Source organism: Clostridium sp. KNHs205 (assembly GCF_000702945.1).
GTDB lineage: Bacteria > Bacillota > Clostridia > Lachnospirales > Lachnospiraceae > Anaerocolumna.
Map to the genome: position 1 here is coordinate 588,003 of NZ_JNLE01000005.1, position 23,829 is coordinate 611,831.

22 protein-coding genes are annotated in these 23,829 nt (G+C 35.6%); 6 read left to right on the plus strand and 16 right to left on the minus strand.

Annotated features, from left to right (window positions below):
• Positions 1-5: 5 nt before the first annotated feature.
• The 5 genes from BR73_RS0122215 (at position 6) to BR73_RS0122225 (ending at position 4,906) form a co-directional block, all read left to right on the plus strand.
• Positions 6-2,303 (plus strand): UvrD-helicase domain-containing protein, encoded by a 2,298-nt coding sequence (locus BR73_RS0122215; RefSeq protein ID WP_033168058.1) that lies wholly within the window; start codon positions 6-8, stop codon positions 2,301-2,303.
• Positions 2,304-2,394: 91 nt separating this feature from the next.
• A complete protein-coding gene (locus BR73_RS0122220) occupies positions 2,395-2,715 on the plus strand; it encodes a DUF4366 domain-containing protein (RefSeq protein WP_347463488.1) in 321 nt (106 codons plus the stop codon).
• 201 nt (positions 2,716-2,916) lie between these two features.
• On the plus strand, positions 2,917-3,060 hold the full coding sequence (locus tag BR73_RS28890) for a hypothetical protein (protein ID WP_156034893.1): 144 nt from the start codon (positions 2,917-2,919) through the stop codon (positions 3,058-3,060).
• 275 nt (positions 3,061-3,335) lie between these two features.
• A complete protein-coding gene (locus BR73_RS28895; RefSeq protein ID WP_156034895.1) occupies positions 3,336-3,476 on the plus strand; it encodes a hypothetical protein in 141 nt (46 codons plus the stop codon).
• A gap of 17 nt (positions 3,477-3,493) precedes the next feature.
• Positions 3,494-4,906: a PhoH family protein gene (locus BR73_RS0122225; RefSeq protein ID WP_033168059.1), complete on the plus strand. Its 1,413-nt coding sequence runs from the start codon at positions 3,494-3,496 to the stop codon at positions 4,904-4,906.
• Positions 4,907-4,921: 15 nt separating this feature from the next.
• Here BR73_RS0122225 and BR73_RS0122230 read toward each other — a convergent pair whose 3' ends face one another.
• The 7 genes from BR73_RS0122230 to BR73_RS0122265 all read right to left on the minus strand — a co-directional run bounded on the left by BR73_RS0122230 (position 4,922) and on the right by BR73_RS0122265 (position 10,766).
• Complete coding sequence (locus tag BR73_RS0122230; protein ID WP_033168060.1) at positions 4,922-5,578, minus strand: NAD(P)H-dependent oxidoreductase; 657 nt, start codon at positions 5,576-5,578, stop codon at positions 4,922-4,924.
• On the minus strand, positions 5,575-6,114 hold the full coding sequence (locus BR73_RS0122235) for an NAD(P)H-dependent oxidoreductase (RefSeq protein WP_033168061.1): 540 nt from the start codon (positions 6,112-6,114) through the stop codon (positions 5,575-5,577). Before BR73_RS0122235 ends, BR73_RS0122230 begins: the two co-directional genes overlap by 4 nt.
• A 28-nt stretch (positions 6,115-6,142) precedes the next feature.
• The gene (locus BR73_RS0122240; RefSeq protein WP_033168062.1) at positions 6,143-6,529 is read right to left on the minus strand and encodes an FMN-binding protein; all 387 of its coding nucleotides are present in this window, start codon (positions 6,527-6,529) and stop codon (positions 6,143-6,145) included.
• Positions 6,526-6,951 (minus strand): flavodoxin domain-containing protein, encoded by a 426-nt coding sequence (locus tag BR73_RS0122245; protein ID WP_033168063.1) that lies wholly within the window; start codon positions 6,949-6,951, stop codon positions 6,526-6,528. Before BR73_RS0122245 ends, BR73_RS0122240 begins: the two co-directional genes overlap by 4 nt.
• Positions 6,948-7,529 carry a TetR/AcrR family transcriptional regulator gene (locus tag BR73_RS0122250; protein WP_033168064.1) on the minus strand — a complete coding sequence of 194 codons (582 nt, stop codon included), beginning with the start codon at positions 7,527-7,529 and terminating at the stop codon, positions 6,948-6,950. Before BR73_RS0122250 ends, BR73_RS0122245 begins: the two co-directional genes overlap by 4 nt.
• Positions 7,530-8,059: 530 nt before the next feature.
• Entirely contained in the window at positions 8,060-9,271 is a 1,212-nt protein-coding gene (locus tag BR73_RS0122260; RefSeq protein WP_051685491.1) for an SH3 domain-containing C40 family peptidase, read from the minus strand.
• 331 nt (positions 9,272-9,602) lie between these two features.
• Entirely contained in the window at positions 9,603-10,766 is a 1,164-nt protein-coding gene (locus tag BR73_RS0122265) for an SH3 domain-containing C40 family peptidase (protein ID WP_051685492.1), read from the minus strand.
• 467 nt (positions 10,767-11,233) lie between these two features.
• Here BR73_RS0122265 and BR73_RS0122270 point away from each other — a divergent pair, with 467 nt between their 5' ends.
• Positions 11,234-12,745 carry an arylsulfotransferase family protein gene (locus BR73_RS0122270; protein WP_051685493.1) on the plus strand — a complete coding sequence of 504 codons (1,512 nt, stop codon included), beginning with the start codon at positions 11,234-11,236 and terminating at the stop codon, positions 12,743-12,745.
• Between the two features lie 242 nt (positions 12,746-12,987).
• Here BR73_RS0122270 and BR73_RS0122275 read toward each other — a convergent pair whose 3' ends face one another.
• From BR73_RS0122275 to BR73_RS0122320, 9 genes are all read right to left on the minus strand, one after another.
• On the minus strand, positions 12,988-13,755 hold the full coding sequence (locus BR73_RS0122275) for a SagB/ThcOx family dehydrogenase (RefSeq protein WP_033168066.1): 768 nt from the start codon (positions 13,753-13,755) through the stop codon (positions 12,988-12,990).
• 314 nt (positions 13,756-14,069) lie between these two features.
• On the minus strand, positions 14,070-15,062 hold the full coding sequence (locus BR73_RS0122280) for an ABC transporter substrate-binding protein (protein ID WP_033168067.1): 993 nt from the start codon (positions 15,060-15,062) through the stop codon (positions 14,070-14,072).
• Positions 15,063-15,213: 151 nt separating this feature from the next.
• Positions 15,214-16,980, minus strand: a complete 1,767-nt coding sequence (locus tag BR73_RS0122285) for an ABC transporter ATP-binding protein (RefSeq protein WP_033168068.1) — start codon at positions 16,978-16,980, stop codon at positions 15,214-15,216.
• The gene (locus BR73_RS0122290) at positions 16,967-18,769 is read right to left on the minus strand and encodes an ABC transporter ATP-binding protein (protein WP_051685494.1); all 1,803 of its coding nucleotides are present in this window, start codon (positions 18,767-18,769) and stop codon (positions 16,967-16,969) included. Before BR73_RS0122290 ends, BR73_RS0122285 begins: the two co-directional genes overlap by 14 nt.
• Before the next feature lie 155 nt (positions 18,770-18,924).
• On the minus strand, positions 18,925-19,929 hold the full coding sequence (locus BR73_RS0122295) for a radical SAM protein (RefSeq protein ID WP_033168069.1): 1,005 nt from the start codon (positions 19,927-19,929) through the stop codon (positions 18,925-18,927).
• The gene (locus tag BR73_RS0122300; protein WP_033168070.1) at positions 19,930-20,205 is read right to left on the minus strand and encodes a PqqD family protein; all 276 of its coding nucleotides are present in this window, start codon (positions 20,203-20,205) and stop codon (positions 19,930-19,932) included. It abuts the gene before it with no gap.
• A gap of 862 nt (positions 20,206-21,067) precedes the next feature.
• On the minus strand, positions 21,068-21,334 hold the full coding sequence (locus BR73_RS29825) for an ABC transporter substrate-binding protein (protein WP_051685495.1): 267 nt from the start codon (positions 21,332-21,334) through the stop codon (positions 21,068-21,070).
• Between the two features lie 722 nt (positions 21,335-22,056).
• Complete coding sequence (locus tag BR73_RS0122310; protein ID WP_242860745.1) at positions 22,057-22,866, minus strand: nucleoside phosphorylase; 810 nt, start codon at positions 22,864-22,866, stop codon at positions 22,057-22,059.
• A 596-nt stretch (positions 22,867-23,462) separates the two neighbouring features.
• Positions 23,463-23,777 (minus strand): hypothetical protein, encoded by a 315-nt coding sequence (locus BR73_RS0122320; RefSeq protein ID WP_033168072.1) that lies wholly within the window; start codon positions 23,775-23,777, stop codon positions 23,463-23,465.
• Positions 23,778-23,829: the final 52 nt, after the last annotated feature.

Consider the following 23,829-nt stretch of genomic DNA (forward strand, 5'->3'; position numbering starts at 1 on the left):
TTATAATGAGCATTTACGATACCTTAAACACAGAACAACGAAAGGCTGTTGAGCACTTTAAAGGGCCGCTGCTGATACTGGCAGGTGCCGGTTCCGGCAAGACCCGCGTGTTAACCCACCGAATAGCTTATCTGATGGAACACAGAGGCGTCAATCCCTGGAATATCCTGGCCCTGACCTTTACCAACAAGGCTGCCGGTGAAATGAGGGAACGTGTAGATAATATCGTAGGTTACGGTTCTGAAAATATCTGGGTTAGTACCTTCCATTCCACCTGCGTAAGAATACTTAGAAGATGGATTGATGTGCTGGGTTATGATAAGGGTTTTACCATTTATGACAGTGATGACCAGAAGACCCTGATGAGAGAAGTGTGTAAATTCCTGCAGATCGATACTAAGAATATGAAGGAAAGGTCTCTCTTATCCATTATCTCCTCTGCCAAAGATGAACTTATAACACCGGAAGAATATGAGCTGCGTGCGGTAGGTGATTTTAACAGGCAGAATTATGCAGCTGTATATAAAGAATATCAGAAGCGTTTAAAGGCTAACAATGCCCTGGACTTTGATGATCTGATCTTTAAGACCATTGAACTCTTTCAGACCAGCAAGGAGGCCCTTACTTATTTCCAGCGGCGTTTTCAGTACATTATGGTGGACGAGTATCAGGATACCAATACAGCACAGTTCAGACTGATTAAGCTTTTAGCAGACGGGATAAATGATGACGGACGCAGAGAGCATAATCTATGCGTTGTAGGCGATGATGACCAGTCCATTTATAAATTCCGCGGTGCCAATATTTATAATATCCTTAACTTTGAGAAAGAATATCCGGAAGCCCAGGTTATCAAGCTGGAACAGAATTATCGCTCTACAAAGAAGATTCTTGAGGCAGCCAACGAAGTTATTGCCAATAATGCCGGAAGAAAGGATAAAGCCCTCTGGACAGACAATGCTGATGGGGATGCTGTACGCTTTACCCAATTTGACAGAGACCTGGAAGAAGCGGAAAACATTGTTACTGAAATAGCCAGTATTGTTCAGTCAGGGGAAGCAGCTTATCAGGATTTTGCCATTCTCTACCGAACCAATGCACAATCCCGTATCTTCGAAGAAAAGCTGGTAGTCAGAAATATTCCTTATAAGATAATCGGAAGTATTAACTTCTATGCCCGTAAAGAAGTTAAGGACCTGCTCTCTTATTTAAAGACCATAGATAACGGCCTGGACAGCCTGGCTGTGAAACGTATCATCAATGTACCCAAGAGAGGTATTGGTCTTGCAACCATAGACAAGGTAGATGTTTATGCGGCAAATAACGGTATCAGCTTCTATGAGGCATTGCGACAGGCAGAATACATACCGGGGCTTGGCAGAACTGCTGCCAAGATTTCTCCTTTTGTAAGCCTTATTGAAATCTTAAAATCCAAAATTGCACGTCCTGATTATTCCATCAGTGATCTTTTGGAGGAAATCATTGAAGCTACAGGTTATGTCGAGGATCTTAAGGGTCAGGAACTGGAAAATGAAGAGGACCGCCTGGATATCATCGGCGAGTTAAAGAGTAAAATTGTTGCCTTTGAAGACAATGCTCTGGAACCCCCTTCCTTAAGTGATTTCCTGGAAGAGGTTGCACTGGTATCAGATATTGACAACCTGTCTGCTGATAGTAACGTGGTAGTGCTCATGACTCTCCACAGTGCGAAAGGACTTGAGTTCCCCTATGTATATCTGTGTGGTATGGAGGATGGTCTCTTTCCAAGCTATATGTCCATTCATGCAGAAGATCCGGAGACAGAAATTGAAGAAGAGAGACGCCTCTGCTATGTAGGTATTACAAGAGCAATGAAACGTCTGTCCTTAAGTGCCTGCTCTCAGCGTATGTTACGTGGAGAGACACAGTTTAACAGACCCTCAAGATTTATTCGTGAAATACCGAGATATCTCCTTACCATGGAGCAGAATCCGTTTAACTCAAGTCCGTTCCGCAGCAATTCCCATAGCAGCCTGGTACCGGAATTCAATAAAAAGGCAACGGGTTCAGCAGGAAAAGCATTTTCAGACAGTGTATTTGACAAACCTAAAACCTTTGCTCAGGCTCCCAGAGAGTTTGGCGGCAGCAATCTTGGCACCATTGATTACGGCATCGGTGATACGGTATCTCATATCAAGTTCGGAGTAGGCCTTGTTACAAATATTAACAATGCTGGTAAGGATTACGAAGTAACTGTAGATTTTTCCGGTGCAGGAACCAAAAAAATGCTTGCTTCTTTTGCTAAATTGAAGAAATTATCTTAATTACATGCATTTTCCAGTTTTTCTATAGTAAAATCTGTATCTTTGTGGTATAATACAAGGGAATAAACTTTACATGAAAGGACGTGCTATTATGAATACAAAGATGGAAGATTTATTTAACTCAGTAAATGACCTGTTACACAAAAAAGAAGAAAAGAAATCCGGCAACTGCATTCTTACTATATTAGCAGTGATTGGAGCTGTAGCTGCTGTTGCAGGTATAGCATATGCCGTATACAGATATTTCACACCTGATTATCTTGAAGATTTTGATGATGATTTCGACGATGATTTTGATGATGACGACGATGATGATGATTCTTGTGGCTGCGGCTGCGGATGTAAAACTGACGCAGGTGACAATGCTACTAAAGTAACTGATCAGCCTGAAACTGAAACAACAACTGAGTAATTAAACATAGACTGACACTACAGAAGGAAAACGACTGTGCTGTCAGTCTTTTTTCTGACAAGCTCTGCCCCCTGTCTCCTGTTTACATATTTCACATGTACACTTTACAATTCTCTGATTGAAGTAACTGCAATTATAGAGTATAAATAAATCAGATACCATTAAACCTGTTTATTTCAAACAATCAAGGAGGTATAGCCTATGTTTATGCTTCATGGCATTGTAAAACCAATTCTTTTAATCATTTCATTTCTGTACAGTATTGGTATGTTCATGTTCTACGCCAAGCGTCAGAATTTTTCCAGAAAATATATAACCCTTGCAAAACGACATTATGTATCATAAGAAGCTTACTGCTATTGTACTGGCAGTAAGCTTTCTTTTTACTTGCCTATTTTTATCCATTTGAATTGTAGGCAGGAACTATCTACCTGCATTCTGGATAGGTTCTCAGGTAATCGGTCAATTACCTGCTGCCCAGATAAGAAGTGAGCAATGACTCTTATATCACTTGAAACCGGCTTCTATTACAGACTTTTAGTGGTTGTGACTTCTAGTGTGTGTCAGAAAACTGTTTGCGTCTTGCCGGAGGTTCCACTTTGTAGAAGGCAAAGAGCGTTTTGGGGGACATAGTGGTTTATGTTCCCAAAATTGCAGGCAGAATACCGCAAAGCTGGGGTATTCTGGATACCATGAGTTTTCCGGCACGACTGGAGATACCGGTCAAAATTACCGTTAACTTTGCAATGCATTTAAACTAACCTTATGGAGGGTTCCTATGACAAAAACTTATGTTTTAGACACCAATGTATTGATCCAATCCCCCTATGCCCTTGGTTCCTTTGAGGATAATAAAGTTGTACTTCCCATCGCTGTCCTGGAGGAGCTGGATAGGCTTAAAAACGATGACGGAGAACGAGGTGCTAATGCAAGACAATCTATTCGCTACTTGGAGCAGTTAAGACAGACCGGCAACCTTTTTGAAGGTGTTAGCCTTCCTTCAGGAGGAACTTTAAAAATAGAAGCTAATTTCGTACAGGTGGATCTGCCCTTTACCTATGCCCTGGACTCTAACGATAACCGTATCCTTAAAGTCTGCAAAGGTCTGGCAGAAAAAGGAGAAGCTGTTATTCTGGTTACCAAAGATATTCTTGTACGGTTAAAAGCACAAAAGATAGGAATTACAGCGGAGGATTTCACAACAGAACAGTCTCCTTTGCTCAAAGAACAGTATAGTGGCAGGCTTCACGTCTATGCTTCTGATAAAGCCATGAGTGAATTCAAGAAAAAAGGGATTGCCCCTGATCAAATATATCAGCGTACCGCTTGTGACAATCCAATCACTGATGGAGATGACACTGCTCTGGCAGCCTCTTTCCGCCAGGAGGTTAAGCCAATCCATAACCAGTTCTTTATCATACACTCTGAGACCAGTGAGAAGAAAACCTTGCTGGGAAGATATAATGGCAAGCTAATTGTACCCTTAAGAAGCCTGAAGGAAGAGCCCTTTGGTGTTAAGCCGGCAAATGTGGGGCAGCGTTTTCTGCAGGAGGCTCTATTGGAGGATGCAGATACTGCTCCATTAGTGATTGTAAAAGGTCCGGCAGGTACTGCGAAGACTTTCTACTCTCTGGCTGTGGGTCTTGAGTGTATTTTTGAAACAGACAGGAAAAGTTACCGAAGAATACTGATTACAAGGCCTAATGTACAGTTTGATGAGGATATCGGATTTCTACCCGGTACTGAACAGGAGAAAATAGCACCTTATCTGAGACCTGTTATTGATAATCTTGAAATATTGGTGGATAGGAATGAAAAGGAACGCTATAAAAATGAAAAAGAACTGCGCAGTAAAATTGATGAATTATTCTCACGCGGAATCATTATGGCAGAAGCGATGAATTTCATCAGAGGACGCTCTATTACCCACACCTACCTTATAATTGATGAAGCCCAGAACCTTACTCCCAAGCAGGTTAAAGGTATTGTAACAAGAGTCGGTAAAGGTACAAAAGTCATACTTTTAGGCGATCCCGGACAGATTGACCATCCACTCCTGGATGAGCGCACCAACGGTCTTAGTTATGTATCTGAGAAAATGAAGGGAAGTCCGTTGTGTTATCAGCTAACCATGCAGACGGAAGAATGTGAGCGTTCGGCACTGGCAATGGATGCTGCAAAGCGGATGTAATCTCCCCCCGCTTATTTAGTCTTCTAACAAATATGGGCTTTTTTGATTAATATCAATACCACGCTTTTTAAGATCCTTTTTCATCCATCGATTCATCCCTGCAGCCATTATACGATATATAATGACGGGTACATGAAACTGCGCCTTAAGATAATCCTCCTTAGGCGTGTTTTCGTCCCTGCTGATATGCTCTGCGAAAATATGAAACTGCCTGATAACAGTTTTCCCATTAAGAAGCTTCTCTAAAGGCTGTCCATTCAGCATTGCACCTAAGCCCATAACAAATCCGCCTCTATATTTGATATTACATTTCAGTCCAAATATCTCCAGCAGGGCTAATCCGCTTTCGTGAGTATGGGCATAAGGCATTCCGCCTTGAATGATTCCGTACAGACTCTGCCCGTGCAAGACAGCTTTGTGAGCTGACAGCTCTTCTAAAAGGGTCAGAGTCTCTGCCGGATAAGTATTTACGTAACAGGGTCCACCCAGTATCAAAGTATCTGCTGCGTTCACAGCCTGCATTAGTTGTACCTTATCCTTAAGGCTTGGGTAAAGGTGAAGCAGCTCTGTATGGTGTCCTCTGGCTGTAAGGTAGTCTGCACATTTTTGCAGTAGCAACGAACTGGTTCCTTGGGTTCTGGGACTTAGATTAATTAAAAGTATATTTCTCATGCCTTTAATACCTCCTCTGTAATTTGCTTTTTCATATCAGTAGTAAGTATAGAATTCATAAGAAAAGCTTTTCCCACCCCTCTGGTTATCCTAAGATTTTCATGATGGAGTTTTTGAAAGGCCTGCTCTTCTTCCGTCAGTAAAGAGTCTGTGGAACCTAATACAAAGAACTTAAACTTCCTTCCCTGCATGCCACCCTTAACCAGCTCTTTGTTCTCTATGTAATAAAAGCGCTCCATTATTAGAGCAAATTTATCAAATAATCTTTTTATCGGAAATGAATAGCTTCCAAACACGATGGGTGTCACAAAAAGAATAACATCAGATTGTATTACTTTAGGAAATATCCAATCACCGTCATCCCGGACTACACATTTGCCATAAGTCTTATAGGTACATCCTCCGCAATTAGTACAGGGCTTAATCGTTACACCCTCCAAGGAAATATGCTCGACCTGGTGGCCTTTACCGGTCATCTCCTTCACAAGGTCTTCACCAATGTAATTCATCTTACCATCAGAAATAATAGTTATCATGTATTCTCCTTTTTGCAGCAGTTATGTACTAATTTCCGTATCCCTTTTTTAGTGCTTTGCTGACAGCGCTTTTTATTGCCTCGCTGGATAAAGTAGCACCACTTACAGCATCCACCTTGTAGCTGTTTTGCTGGAGCATCTCTGTAATTATTGATTCAGCTTTACTGCCCAGTCCATTTTTATGTTTAAGTATCCGTATATTTATAAGCTTGTTTTCATTTACTGTTACACTTACCTTAACATATACCAGACCTGCATCAACTTCACCAAGGTATACTCCATCAGCTACTTCAGACATATCCACTTCTTCATATTCCATGGCCGTAAGGCTTTTTTTTGAACTGTTGACCAAACTGATATAAAGCCCAAGTCCAATTGCGATCAAAATTAGTAGTATTAGTCCTATCTTTTTCATTTTACTGCTCCTTGTGTTATGCTTACTGCAAAATTGACTGCTTCTGTAATATCTGTTTTATTGGGATGCCCCATTTTCATGAATAAAAAGCTCCCTTGACATAGGATTTCATCAATTACCGGAATGCCTTTGCCCTCGAGAATGCTTCTTACTGAATCCTGACCTTGCTTCTTAGCGGTACAGGAGGTTATAAGTACTGCTTTCCTGACTTTGTTACCTTCTACGTTTTGTACAAATTCCAATAATTCCGGAAGGCTGCTGCCGCCATAAATACCTCCCACAATAAATAAAAAGTCTGTCTCCTTTATCACCGGTCTAGAAGCGATATTGTAAGGAATAATATCTAATGCCTTACCAATAGCCTCTGCTATTTTCTTTGAATGCCTGGTCTTAGTCGCATAGATGATTCGATTCTCGCTCACTGTAATACTCCTTTTAGTATAATATTTAGTTGGACTTTGAACAATTCTTCAGCCTCTTTCATTGTCAGCTCCCGTTGTCTTGAAATCATCAGATGAAAACCAAGAAAAGAACTCCAGATTGCAAACGCGGCCTTCTCTGTGTCCATTTCTTTTATAAGTCCTGTATTAATACCATCCTGTAATCTCTTACTTAAGTGTTTGATCCATCCAGGCTGTTCTGACTTTCTTCGGCTGTATTTGTGCAAAACTATTAGGTTGTACTTTTCCGGTTCTTCAAATGCAAGTTTTAAGATTCGTTTGAATACCGTTTCAATTTCTGCCGCAACGTCTTTTGATTCATCCAGTAATTCCTTGATCTGTCCCTGGAGCCAATTTGTCTCTGCTGCTTCTATGGCATCAATTATTTCCTGCTTATCTTTAAAATGATGATATACAACACCTGTTGAGTATTTCATCTGATTAATTATTTTACGTATGGACAATTCTTCAAAGCCTTCTTTCATCCCTATCTCCAAGGCTGTATCCAGGATTGCCTGACGTACACTTTCACTTCTCATTTTCTGTTCTTCTCTAGCCATCTTTAGCCCCTTAATCATTACTTATTTTTCTAAATAGTTTTCAACAACAATGGTTTTTATAGAGTGATGCTTTACGTTATTTTTCATTACAGTATTTGTTTCATAGTAGTTTTCTTTCAAAACAACGACATTATAACAACGTTTTTTAATAGCGCTGTCTAGTATCAGATGTTTTTTATAACTGTGTTTCTTTATAACAATTTTAATTACTGTTATAACTGCTTTTTTAACTGCTTTTTATCACTGCTCTTTTTGTAACTGCTCTTTTTGTAACTGCTCTTTTTGTAACTGCTCTTAATAATTGTTTTTATAGCTTTAGCAAAATTTTTTAATAACAGTGTTTTTTTTAATAACAGTGTTATGATTATATTATCAATTCCTTTAGCAGATGTCAAGTACTGGATTATCTTCGTGCTAAGTTTAATTATTTTTGGTCATATGATCTAACCTGAATATAAAGAAACGGAACAAATATTATTAATATTTGTTCCGTTTCTTTATATTCATTTATTAAATTAAATTCAATTAAATTAAAGGTATCTAACAGCTTTAACAGGTGTTCTGTAATCATAATCTGAGATTCTGATACCTGTTGAAGGAGAACTTGCACTGATTACTTTACCATTCCCCATATAGATACCAACGTGATTTATAACACCGTCTTTGGCATAAAATATCAAATCGCCAGCAATCATATTATCAAGAGAGACTCTCGTTCCACCTGTTGCCTGAACCCTTGAGGTTCTTGGAATTGATATACCGAATTTCTTAAAAATTGCCTGGGTAAAACCTGAACAATCTGCTCCATTGGTCAAGCTGGTTCCTCCCCATACATAAGGATTACCAAGAAATTGTACTGCATAATCTACAATCTTACTTCCTAAATCGAAATTACTGCCTGTTGTTTCTTTGGTAGCAGAGCTATTTCCTGTACCTGTATTATTCTGCGATTGATTGCTTGCAATTTCAAGCTGTCGCAGTCTTTCTTTTTCCAGTGATACTGCACGAGCTTCCATACGCTTTATTTCTGCCTCAACAGAGTCTGCTGCCTGATTCTGCCTTTCCTCTTCAAAAGAAATTGCTTCTTCTTCCAGTCGCTGTATTTCCTCTTCAATTGAGACAGCTTCTTCATAGCTGGTTTGGAGCTTAACAAAGTCCGTTGATACATATCCATATGTATTTTCATCTAACTGAACCTTAGCCCATCCTTCCAGTTCTTTCGTAACCTTCAGGTCATCGCCTTTGGCTATTAATGCCACGACTGCTGAGTTTGTAGATGCTTTCTCTCTAACCTTTAGAGTTTTTGTATTTACCACTGCCACTCTGGTTCCAACTTTTTTCGCTATGTTCAGTGCCTTTTCACCTGTTACAAGATATTTACTTTGTATGTATCCTGTAACTGATCCTGATTTAATTTTATACCAAGCTCCTTTTTGATCAAGGATAGTTGCAGCTGCATTATCATATAATTTACCGACAACTTCGCCTTCTTCATTTGCTTTGTTCCATATATTCGCATAGTCAGCTACCTGGGCAAAAGACAGCTTCTTCTGAATGGTCAAATCTTGCAGCAGATTATTTACTACTTTTTCGTCTGAAGATTCTGCATTATCATAAAAATCCTCTAAAACAACCGCTATCCCTGCCATTGGCATTTCTTCAGCCTGAACTACCATTGTCTTGCCTGTAAGTGTTATTACTCCTAACATTAAAAATGTTGCCAGCCTTTTTACTTTGGTCATTTATCCTCCATAAATTCAGTTATTACATTTTTGTTACAAAATTATTCTATCAACTGCCAATGACTGTTTCAATATGAAATTGTTGGGTAAAAACTGTAAAAATCATATCCTGAGCGAACCTGATTATTTATCTGTATAACAAAAAAGCCGCCTATAAAAGCCGTAAAACTAAAACCGTATAACATAAGCCGCATAACATAAGCCGCATAACATAAGCCGCATAACATAAGCCGCATAACATAAGCCGCATAACATAAGCCGCATAACAAAGCAGCTGTAAAACCAAATAGTTTTACAGCTGCTTCTTTTATAAATTAATGTATGTTTTGTTTTAATTATATCTTACAGCCTTAACAGGTGTTCTATAGTTATAACTTGTAATTCTTATTCCTGTTGAAGGAGAGCTTGCACTAATAACTTGTCCACCGCCAATATAGATAGCTACGTGATTTATTGTACCGCCCCTGGCATAGAATACTAAATCGCCAGCCCTGAGGTTATCAAGAGATACTCTTGTTCCGCTCGTTGCCTGTGATCTGGAGGTTCTAGGAATACTTATTCCAAACTTTCTAAATACAGACTGGGTAAAACCTGAGCAATCGGCTCCGTTTGTTAAGCTGGTTCCGCCCCATACATAAGGATTACCTACAAACTGTACTGCATAATCAGCTATACTGTTACCGCTTGAGGAGTAATTACTATTGCTAGCAGAATTACTATTATTATTACTACTACTACTTGAGCCTTTGCTCGTAGAGTTGCTTCCGTTACTTGAAGAACTGCTGTTGCTTTGATTTTGGCTCTGTGACTGATTTTCTGCCTGGCTGCTTGCCTGCTCTTCCGCAAGGCGCTGACGTTCTTCTTCTATTGAAATTGCTTCTTCATAAGTTGTTTGAAGCTTAACATAATCTGTAGAAACATAACCATATGTATTTTCATCTACCTGGACTTTAGCCCATCCTTCCAGTTCCTTCGTTACCTTAAGATCATCACCAATGGCTATTAAGGTTAATACTGTAGAATCTGTGGAAGCTTTTTTTCTTACTTTTAGGGTTGTTGTATCAACAACTGCTACTTTGTTCCCTACTTTTTTTGCAATGGATACTGCTTTTTCACCTGTAACCAGGTAATCTCCATTTATGTACCCTGTAACCGATCCTGACTTAATTTTGTACCAGCCATTTTTCTCACTTATGATCGTTGCAGCAGCATTATCATATAGCTTACCGATTATCTTACCTTCTTCACTTGCTTTACTTCTTATATTAACATAATTATCTACCTGTGCAAAAGCCAGATTATTTTGTATGGATATTTCTTCCATAAGTTTTTTTACTGCAGTTTCGTCAGAGTTTTCAGCATTAACATAAAAATCATCGAGTACAACAGCTATTCCGGCCATTGGCATCTCTTCCGCTTGTACCATTGTTGCCCGGCCTAAAGCTGCCAGAGTTCCAACAATTAAAAACGTTGCTATTTTTTTAAATTTAAACATGTATCCTCCAATTCCAGACATTTATTACAAGAGTATTAAATTTATTACGAATTTATTATAACACATTCCAAAAGGATTACAATATGAAAATTATTCCACTACGGCAGTATCCTCTTTCATCCTTCTGTTTCGGTACCAAAAAGTACTGGATTGGCTGTTTTCGCTCACAATATATCGAAATAAGTCATATATTATTATGCAAGTTGTTTACACTTGGTGTATACAAATTTAAAAAAGCTCTTGTTTAGATAAATATAAAAACTGTTTATGCCGGGCTGCATGTAGCACTTCGAAGGATACAAGGCTTGATTTTTGGATGTAATGGAGTTATATTTCCTGAATTACAACAAAGGATACCGGAAACTGTAGCATTCCAAACGGTACAATGAGTTTTCAAACTGCCCTGGCTTTACGAAAACACATCAACATATTTTAAAGGAATCATATTGGGGGAGAGGATAGTAGAAATGGATGATCTGAATGATTACGATGAAAAGAACTCCTTAATAGTCAAAGAGAATTCTAAAGAACAGGTGTGGAATTTTGTTTCTGCCCCTGAACTGCATCCAATGAAAGTAACTGTAAATGTAGCTAAGCCGGGTACGGCACCTGGTTCCGTCTTCGTAGCACCGTATACAATATATGGAGCTGCCATGATAGGTCAGACAGGTGCATTGATTATGGATCAGAAGGGTAATCCTATATGGTTTCAGCCCCTATGCAGTAAATATATACAGAATACTGATTTTAGAGTACAGTCATATCATGGATACCCGGTGCTCACCATGTGGCAGGGTACCATATCCGGTACCCAGTCTTCTGAACTTGATCTGCCCGCAGGAGATCCGGAACCTGGCGCTTATTATAATATATTAGATCAGCATTACAATATCATCAAACAAATATCAGCAAGGAATGGGTTTACTTCTGATTTGCATGAATTTACTATTACAAAGCGCAACACCGCATTATTTACAGCGATAAAACAAGTACCAGCTGATCTCACTCCCTATGGTGGTCCGAAAGATGGTTATTTTGATGATTACTCCATTCAGGAGGTTGATTTAGAAACGGGAAAGCTTCTGTTCTTCTGGAATGCACTCTCCCATATTAACCCTGCAGACTCCATGCTGCCTGCATCCTCAGCATCAGAAAGCAATAATATCTGGGATTGTTATCATCTTAATTCCATAGACGAGGGTTCCGATAATTCTCTGCTCATTAGCATGCGTAATATGTGGGCCATTTATAAACTTAATAAAGAGAACGGGGACATTATCTGGCAGTTAGGCGGGAAACAAAGCGACTTTACGATCTCTCCTGATGCTACTTTTTCCTGGCAGCATGATGCGCGTTATAGATCTGACAACAGAATTAGCATGTTTAATGATGCCTGCTGTGCCTCGCCAACCTCTCCGCCACAATGCCAATCCCACGGTTTAATCCTGGAGCTTGATTTCTGCAATATGACTGCTAATGCAGTCAGAGAATACTTCCACGATCCTGCTCTATACGTACCAAGTCAGGGAAATGTGCAAAAGCTTCCCAATGGGAATCAGTTTATCGGTTGGGGGGAGGAACCATATCTCTCTGAATATGCGGAAGAAGGAAATACAATAACCGAACCCTGGCTGAACTTCTTATATGATGTACGTTTTCCCAATGAGAATATGTCTTACCGTGCTTTTAAGAACAGGTGGATAGGTCTTCCCTTATATCCACCAAGTATAGCCATTGTCAGAAGCTATGATATGGTGGAGGTATTTGCTTCCTGGAATGGTTCAACAGAGACAGCCGCATGGCAGGTACTTGCAGGACCAACTCCCTATTGTCTGTCAATCATAATAGAAAGTACTCCACGAACCGGTTTTGAAACGAAAATATGCCTTAAATCTGATGGACCCTATTATCAGGTAAATGCCTTAGATTCCTGTGGTTTTGTTATCGGTACATCTATGCTTGTTAATTTGGAAGACTAATCTATTACAGAGTTCTACAGAAGTTCTACAGATTAATAATAAAATATAACCATGCATATCCAGTTCCTATCTGGATTAATGCATGGTTATATTTATAGGCTACTGAATTGACACAAGTCCTATTTTTCTTGTATGCTAAATACCTTACTATTAAAGTTATACATAACCATCCTAAACTATTTGTGCATTGCTACTTGGTAAATTTGCAGAACCATATAATATACTTCTTCTTATATTGATAACTATTTACTTTTCTGTCTGCCTACGGCTGCAAGGTAAATTATAAATTCCTTCTCTCCATCTAATTGAAACAGATGATCCACTGCTTCCTGATCATATATGCCGATTGCACAAACGCCCATAGCTAAAGATTCACCTGCTAAATATAAATTCTGGCATACATGTCCGATATCTATTAAAATTTTCTTATGCGCTGTAATATCATATTTCCACTCAGAGCGATAAGGAGTTGTACTCCAGGCAAAGGTTACGGATGCTTTCTTGGCAAAGTGGGGTACAAATGGCTGCTCCAGTGTGATTTTATCTAATTTCGTGTCGACATCCTCTAAAGCAAACATAAATAACAGCTTATGCTCAACCGGTAGATACCTATATAATCCTTTCTCAAGACCTGTCACATTCATTATAAATAAATAGGTTTCAAAGGAGTGCGTTGCCCCACTGCAGGGAACTGTTCTAAAAGTACTTCCACCAGATTTATTTTTCCCGGTTATGCCTTGGGTTGCCCATAAAAGATAAGATAATTCTTCAAGGCTGATTGATTCTTCGCTATAAAGTCTTGTACTTCTTCTATCCTTTATACATTCATAAATATCTCGTTTTTTCAGGATATCAGTCTTAACAGCCGGCAGATTTATCAGCATGGCGTTCGAAGAATATTGCTTAAATTCTTCCGGTTGCGGCACACCCTTCATTTTATCTGTTGTTATGTTCTTAAAGTCATTGAAATTGGATTTTAGGAATTTTCTCTGTTGTTCATATGTTCCCATTTATATTCTCCTTCGTTCTTTTAGCACAATTTCTCTGTGGAGCTTAATTCATTATATCAAATTGAGAGAAAATTTCCGTGTCTTATGTTACGGTTCAGTTTATTTTATAATGATTGCAGGTATTATATTCTATTAATGTTTTATGATTTTTTATGCTGTTTTTATTGAATATTAAGAATGAAATATATTATTTGATTCCCTGCTTAACGAACTAATTTATTCTTAATCCACTTCAATTCAATGGTGCTGTTAGACACAACAAAAAGAGGAAGCTACGTTATAGGCAGCTTCCTCAACTTTTAACATTTTTATAATTATTTCGCTTTTTCAGCATAAGTTATATCAACTAAATCCGTATAGGGTGCTCTCTTCTCTATAACCCCTGCATCCTCTAAGATATCCTGTAGCAGCGTAAAACTCTCTTCCTGAAAAACCGTATTCTCTTTCCAGGACTGCTGATCGTAGTATCTCTTGACGATTGTAGTTAAAGTATCCAGGTCTGTTTCCTTAAATTGAGGCTGAATGATTTTTGCGATTTCCTCCGGTGTATGGGAATTCACATAATCCAGTCCCTTCTGAACTGCCTTTGTAAATTTCTGAATTACTTCCGGATTCTTCTCAATATAACTTTTTTTCGCAGAATAGGCAGTGTAGGGAACCTTGCCGCTCTCAATACCAAGAGAAGCTGCAACTTTTCCGGTCCCTTCCTTTTCCAGTGCTGTAGCAGCCGGTTCAAATTCGATAGTATAATCTCCTGTTCCTGCTGCAAATGCCTGTGCTGTTAAACCAAAGTCAATATTCTGTACAATGTTGAGATCTTTCTTTGGGTCAATACCATTTTTCTTGAGGATATATTCAAATACCATTTCCGGCATGCCGCCGGCACGCCCGCCTACAACTGTCTTTCCCTTTACATTATCCCAGGTGAAAGTCTCATTCTTATCTTTTGTAACCAGAAAATTACCGGCTCGCTGCGTTAGCTGTGCAAAGTTTACGACATAATCGTCTTTTCCTTCGTTATACACATAAACTGTTGCCTCCGGTCCCATAAATCCGATATCTGCATCTCCTGAAAGTACCGCAGTCATTGTCTTATCAGCACCAAGTCCGTTTACCAATGTCACATCAAGGCCTTCACCTTTAAAATATCCCTGTTCAATTGCTACATATTGAGGTGCATAAAATATAGAATGTGCTACTTCATTTACCTGAACCTTTATCAGATTCCCACTACTTTTGCCGCAACCGGATAAAAGCACTGCCATAAGAACGAAAATGGCCAGTGCTGCTAATCCCTTTTTCTTCATTTCATGTCTCCTTGAAACTAAGCTTTACAATATGTATATTGGGAAGTAAAAGTTTTTGTGCATGTCTTATCTATTAAAATTGCTTATTATTTTAATACCATTTTATATATTGGATTGTAATATCTATCTTCATTCAACAAATTCGGTTAGGTTAAGTATACTGTTCCGATTGTGCTAGCCACATTTTTTTATATTCATCACAGGTATTTAACAACTCCATATGTTTTCCTATTCCTACTACCTTCCCCTTTTTCATGACAATAATCTTATCAGAAATTCTTGCAGCCCCTAATCTATGCGTAACAATAAAACTCATTTTTCCACGAATCAACTTCTGAAATTTAGTATACAATACTGCTTCCTCAATTGGATCAATTGCAGAAGTAGGTTCGTCTAATAAAAGTAAATCTTTGTCTCGATACCCGCCTCTTGCTATAGCAATTTTTTGCCATTGACCTCCTGATAAATCAATTCCACCAAATTCCCTAGATAACATTGTTTTAATTCCTTCTGGATAAATACCTTTGGGAATCTCCATTTCCAAATCATTTAGGATAAAATCTACATTTTTGTCACTGTCCAAATTACTAATTTTTATATTATCTTCAAGAGATAAATCATATTTCCCATAATTTTGAAAAACCGCTGATGTATTATAGAATAATTCAAATGGATTATATTTATTTGATTCTACTCCATTATAAAAAATTTTACCATCAGTCGGAGAATAAATTCCAGCTAGCAATCGTACTAAGGTTGTTTTTCCCGATCCATTTTCTCCTACCACTGCTATACTTTCCCCTCTACCCACTTTTAAATTAACGTTATTCAAAGCTATATTAGAACTATTTGGATAAGAAAAACATACATTTTCAAGAATTATTGAATCATGATATTTTAAAGAAATTCCCTCTTTTGTAATGGGCATCACTTCTCTAAATTTAAAATAATTTCTTATTTTACCAGTTACCTGTGCTACTCCTCCTACTAAGCTACTTACTATTTCCTCCATCATAAAAAAAAGACTATCCAACGATGTAAAAATTGCCGCAAAGTATCCAATACTGATTTCTTTCTTTAAGACAGATATATATAAGATAATTAATATAGATATATAGCCACCTAGAGATAAAAATTTGGTTCCTAATTCACGAATATCTGTTATGAATGTAATCTTCCACATTGCCTCATTGCGAATATTAATTGCCTCATTTAACTTCTTTAAAAAAAATTGAAATGTTCCAAGTAATCTTGTTTCTTTGAAAAACTTTCTTCCTGTTAAGTAATCATTATATGTTTGAATTTTTCTATTTAAGGGTGCTAATTTATCTTCCAAATCTGTAAATAGCTTTGCTTTTGAAATTTCAGATATAAGTACTGGTAAAAATATTAATAATAATATAATTATCAGTACAGGCTTTGCTTTATATAAATATGCCCCAACTACAACTAGACTTGGTAAATAATTTAGCAGTAACATAAGAACTGTATCAACAAGTTTTCTTACCTGCCCAGTACCTTGATATGCTTTTTCAATTTGGTCCAATAATTCTTTATCCTCAAAGGATATTGCTTTAATTAAACCTATGTGATTGTTCAATCTATTTGTTAATTTATGTATTACTTTCATATGATGATATTCATACAAATAATTACCTAAATCAGCCATGACTTGAATAATGCATTTTACCACAAACATAATAAATATAGTTCGTAGTACACTATATACAGATATTTGACTTGATGATATCTTTGCTATTTGATCAAAAAGCACCTGCATTAAAATAATTGGGAATGAATTTAGAATCCCTTGAATAAATGCAACGAAATAAATTGTAAGAAATAATCCTTTTGAAACAGTAAATACTTCTTTTACACTTTTAATAATAAATCTATAACAATTATTAATTGCCTTCATTATACCAACTCCTTTGGGTTTCAAACATAGATGCATAGAGTCCATTTTTTTTCATTAATTCTAAGTGGCTTCCTTGCTCCTCAATTGTTCCATTATTAATGACTATTATTTCATCTGCTATTCTAGCAGCTCCCAGTCTGTGAGTTATAAATATTGCAAACTTCTCTTTTATAATTTCATAAAATATCTTATATAGTTCATATTCACTTACCGGATCAAGCGCAGCAGTCGGTTCGTCTAGTATATATATAGGAGCATTGTTAACTAGTGAACGTAAAATAGCTATTTTTTGCCATTCACCGCCAGATAGATCTATGCTTCCTTCCTCTAATTTCCCAACTTTAGTATCTATTCCGTTTTTTAAGTTAATTAACAAATTATCCATTCCAAGATTTTTCATAATTGTTTCCAGTTGAATATTGCTTGCCTCTTTAAATAATCCTTTTCCATAGTAAGAAAGAATAATGTTTTCCCTAATGGATATTTCATATCTGGCAAAATCCTGATATACTATTGAAAAATATGCCTTCAATTTTGGTTTCTCTATATCACGGATATCTTTTTGATTAATCAGTATTATACCTGTATAGTTATCATATAGACCCGTCAACAATTTAATTATAGTTGTTTTTCCTGCCCCATTTAACCCTACAAATGCATATTTTTTTAATCCATCAAGAATAACTGTAAAATTATCTAATATTTTCTTATTGGTTCCTGGATAGCAGAAACTTACATTAATAAATTCAATACTATTCAATGTTTCTTCCTGTCCCATACTTGCTGTTAAATTAGTTATTCCCTGCTCTTCATTTAACTGTGAAAATGCTGTTACATCCTTTAAATATAGCCTGCTCTTCTCCAATTCCATCATCACCAAGGCAAACTTCCATGAAATGCTAGTAATAAAACTTGTTATACCTTTTATAAGAGCTATAAAAAGTCCTGTTGACATCTCTCCTTGTTTTACCGGTATTACTAATATAAATGTAATTAGAGAAGTTATTAATAAAATACCAATATTTCCAATATGTACTCTTGAAAATATTTTTCGATTTGCTAACATTTCAACTTTAATTGCCTTCAAAAATTGATCAGACCACTTTCTATTTATAAACTCATTATATTGAAAAAGTGTCCTCTCCTCAAAATTATCTCTAGATGAGATTAATTTTCTGAAATACTTTGCTCTTCTAAAGTATTCACTTGAAGTTTCAAAGGCATCATAATCTTCTTGTCCATTTTTTATTGATATAAAAAAGAAAGGTATTAAAAGAGCTAATATAATAATAGCGATAATGTAATTTTTAGAACCAATAATTATGAGTAAGCCAAGTGCTTGTATAACAAATACTAAAAGATCCAATATATTATTTATTCCTTTTATCCATCTTTCAGAGGGATCATCTCCTATTCTCTCCATCAATTCCCACGTTTCTGGATTTTCAATATAAGAATAGGCTAGAGCTCCCTTTTTTTCAGTAAAGGTTATTGTTAAGGTTTCGTTAATTTTTAATGATAATTTCAAATGAATAAACTTATATATTGCATTAGTTAACCAATTTAATCCAATAGTAATCAATAAAGCAAGAAAATTTAGCTTTATATTTTTAATACTATTTTGGCTAATTAAATTATTAATAAAAGAGCTTGTTACTAATACCATTATACTAGCTAAACAGGCGCTTAATATTTTTAGAAAAGCCATACCAATTGTATTTATTTTAGAAATCTTGTAAGAAATGATTATGTAATCATACATTTTATAAGTTTTATTTATTAGCTTCATATTTGCTCCTGTCTTATTTTGTTTACAGCTTTAAATATAAAATAGTTTCCTCTTATTAACTAAAATAAAGATGCTTTATTAAGCACCTTTATTTTAGTTAATCAAAAATTAAATGGTCTTATTTTTTATTATTTTCCTTCATTAATATTTGTCTTTTATAACTCAAGAATATTCTGCCTAGCAATTGCTAGGCATTGATCTAAAGATGAACAACCAAATAAATCACCATCCTCTGATAATGCCATACCAGGACATTTTACACATTTATCATTTATATTACAATTAGTACATAATAAAAAATCTTTCTTTCGTAAAGAATTCAAATATTTTTTTTGCTTTGAATTATTCCAAATGCTAACTAAAGTATCATTAAATATATTACCATATTTGTATAGTAGTGAAATGCAAGGATATACATTGCCAAAGCAATCAATATGTATATTATTTCTAACAGCTCCACAAATATAATCATCTGATTTAAATTTGTTACTTGTTACATTATCTAAATCTTTTATAATTTTATTTAAATCAGTACCTGATATATTAAATTTGCGTGTTTTCGTATCACCATTTATTTTACTTGTAATAGCAGTACTATAATTAAATCTAAACCCATTTTCATTGCAAAAATCTTTTATTTCTATATATGAATTATAATTATAATCCATAATTGGAACTTTAATTTCTAGCTGAATATTATATTGTTTAATTAACAATATATTTTTAATAATATTATTTAGTGAATCTTTAATACAAGTAATTTTGTCGTTAATTTCTGAATCAAGAGAAAAGACAGTCGTTGATATTTCCGTTATGTACAATTCCGATAATTTCTTAATAATTTCCTCATTCATGAGAGAGAGGTTAGTAAACAATGTAACTCGAAATCCTATTTTTCTTGCATATTCAATAATATTCATTATATCTTTAAGTAAAAATATCTCTCCACCTGTTAAAGTCAAATCCAATACTCCTAATGCTTTTAATTCATCTAGAATTTTAATTACATCTGCTGCTTTCATTTCTTTGTTATGTTCTGCTATATAACAATGAATGCATTTGAAATTACATTTAGTAATTAATTCAATAGATGCTGAATATGGTAACCCCTTTTCATAAGTCAAGCTATTTAATGAAGAAATTTGATTTTCACTGTCCATCTATAGTACCTCTTTATTCTTCAATTCAATTAATCCTTTTGTTTGTAAATCATTATATAGTTCTATAATATCACATCTTACTATTTCTTCTTTGACTGTATATTGGCTAGTGATCTTTTTTATCATGGTGTCAATAGAATCTTTATTACATATTGAATTCCATACAAAAACAGCTACATCATTTAATAAAAACATCCTTTTTGTATGCTCATCAATAATATATAATGTACCATCTATTATTTGCCATGATAGTGCTTTGCTTATTATAAATTCCATTGTATATACCTAAAATTTCTACAGATTTTACTATAATGAGATTTAGTATTTTACTTTATAGTTTTTCTAAGTTCATAAAGCCTAGAATGAATTGCATAAAAAAGGTGCATAGTAATGCACCTTTTAATTATTAATAAATCGAAGTATTGTTTTTTCCTCTACAAGGAGCACACATAATAACTATTTCAGGCTTTGTTACCTTAACTTCCTTTACTTCTGGTTTAACATAATTCATGACATTTCCCTCCCTTCTTTTGTTATATATATAAATTAATATTAATTTATATCTTGTCCATTATATCTATGTATTTATAAAACCTTTATCGTTTCATATTATACCTTATTTTCCCTTATATGTAAATATATAACTTGGTTTTTTTTGTAATACACGTTATTCTATTATATCATTAAAGACTGTTAACTTTACTACTCCTCTATATTTACCAACGTTTTCAACATATTCATAATCTTTATATTCCCATAGGTACGAATACATACTATTTACTTATATCTTATTATTATTATATTAGTCTAATTACACGATATTAGCATCTTCGGATGTGTTGCACAGCGCCAACTTATAAAGAGGGAGGGTTGGTTCCCCGTATCGCCGATAAGACAACACAAAAAGATACTTATTTTATTCAATATCTTTTTACATTCACCTCTTATACATTATCATTTAATTTTATACATCATTTTGTGGGCATTTTAAGTACTTGACATTACCCGTTTGGATTTAACAGATCTCTGGTTATCTAGCATACTATTCATCATTTACTTTAATCTGATGGTAATTGGTTATTATTATGACTAATAATCTTATTAACCCAATTGCATACCAATACAATAGACTCAAAATTTACATTATACCCTGGCGTCCCCCTGCTCGCCCGCCGACTAGTGTCTTTCCCTTCACATTATCCCAGGTGAAAGTCTCATTCTTATCCTTTGTAACCAGAAAATTACCGGCTCGCTGCGTTAGCTGTGCAAAGTTTACGACATAATCACCTTTTCCTTCGTTATACACATAAACTGTTGCCTCCGGTCCCATAAATCCGATATCTGCATCTCCTGAAAGTACCGCAGTCATTGTCTTATCAGCACAAAGTCCGTTTACCAATGTCACATCAAGGCCTTCACCTTTAAAATATCCCTGCTCAATTGCTACATATTGAGGTGCATAAAAAATAGAATGTGCTACTTCATTTACCTGAACCTTTATCAGATCCCCACTACTTTTGCCTCAACCGGATAAAAGCACTGCTGTAAATACAAATACAGCCAGTGCTACTAATCCCTTTTTCTTCATTTCATGTCTCCTTGAAACTAAGCTGTTACAATATGTATATTGGGAAGTAAAAGTTTTTGTGCATGCTTATCTATTAAAATTGCTTTATTATTCTAATCTTTGAATTGAACTGAATCACTTATAAATGTTCTTACTATGATTGCGCAACACCACCTTATAAGGGAGAGTATATCCCCATCGTGCCGATAGGACAAGTTGAATATCTTTTTCTTCAAATGCAACTTTTTCAATTGAATCAGATAAATACATTATCATTCAGCCATGTTACAAACTCTTCAGAATCAAAACTAAGTGCCAAAGAATCCCCTTCCTCATTTTGTGATCTCCTGATGGGTGGATGTTTATGTTCGTTTGCGACAAGTTCAATAAGTATGTTAATATTTACTATTTCCCCAAATTAATTTACCTCTTTTTTGACATGAAAAACAGACTACTATATTGGCTAGTCTGCTTGTATCATTTCATTTAAAATTGGTATATCATTACCTCTGCATATTGGCATAATTATGCTAAAGTATACTCATACAACGAATAATGTTTTATAATTCCATGCATGTCTTTAAAGATAATTCAACCAGCCCTCTCTTAATTTCTTCTCTGCTAGTCCATTGACGCGAATCCCATTCGACACCGCTTAAATCGTCACCGTCAAATAAAATTTGTCCTAAGACCACGTTACGGAATCTTGATACCGCAAAAAATGCAGCAGCTTCCATCTCCACTGTAACACACCCCTCCGAAACTCGAAGTGCAATTTTATCTTCAGTTTCTCTGTAAAATGCATCAGTAGTCCATGTCTTTGCCTTAATATACGGGATTTTTTCATTGTTAAACATTTTCTCAATAGTGCTTATTGCATGTTTATTGCATTCTATTTCTCTCCCAGGCTCTACATAGTGATAGGAAACGCCCTCATCTCGAACCGCTGAATATGGTACAATTAAATGACCTACCTGAATGCCTTTTTGTAAGACTCCAGCAGCACCACAAACTATAAACTTTTTAAATCCCATAGCAATGAGTTCTTCCAATAAAGCAGCAGAGCCTGCAGCACCTAAGAACCCTTGAACAATTGCAATGGATTTCCCATTATATCTCGTTTCATATATAGGTAAATTAACCGTAGCGGAGTAGAATGTTGCAGCCTGCTTTAATCTATTGGACTGTAGCATTTCGTCGATTATATCACCAAAGAAAGTTATAACACAGTATTCTGAAACATCAGTTTTAAGCGTCAATTTAATTGGGTCAATTTTAGCTTTTGGATTTGGATCATATTCCAATATGGGAAATTCCTTTTTTAATACATTTTTCTTTTCTTCCTTTATCTTTTTTTCCATTTTTTCCATTGATAACATTTCCTCTCAAAATATACATATTTGTAATATCTTAAATGTCATCTTTAATCATATTGGCTACTACCATAGCCTGATCACCTCCCATACTCTGATGGGACAAATAAAAAACTCTCGCCCCAAAAACGAATTTAATTCGCATCGGGACGAGAGTTAATACTCTCGTTACGGTCTGTACATCAGACTCTTACCACCCATTTCGCCATACAAGCATATGCGCCCTTATTCACAGCAGGGACCCGTCATACTCTACTCGTTTCCTTTCGGTATGATACTCAGGAGTGATGTTCTGTAAATTTCTACTTATATCGGGTTCACACTGTCTCCGATTCACTGTAACTTTCAAAATAAACTTACTTTCTCCGTCAATGTATTTAAATAAGTATATCATAATGCTTCCATAAATCAACCGTAAATTGTAAGTTTCTAGATATAACCTGTAATCATCCACTCTAGCCCTTCTATAGCTATGTCTTATTCTTACATGAAAACAAGCAAAAATGAATAATAGAACATTCTTAGATATATAGTTTTATTTCACAGAATTAACATCATTCCTAATAATTACTACCAATTTTAAATTAATTAGTTTATTTTCCCAAAAATTCATCAAGCAAATTGAAAAACAATTCAAATGCTTCATTTTCTGAAGATGAATGAAATTCAATGATATTGCACCATGATTGTGAAAAAGTAATCTGATACTTTTTCACCACAAACTCTTGAAAAGAACCATTTGAAGGGCTAAACCAATTTTTACTTCCATCAATTTCTTTATTTGTACCTTCTCGTCCGGTTACATATCCAAATATGAAGTTTGATAAATGAGCAAGGGTTCTTCTGTTTCCAAAATACAATACAGTTTTTTTACGTATTTCATATAAAAATTCAACTAAATCATCCATAAATCACCTCCGATGTAATCGTATTATTAGAATAGTGAATTAAGGGTAGAGC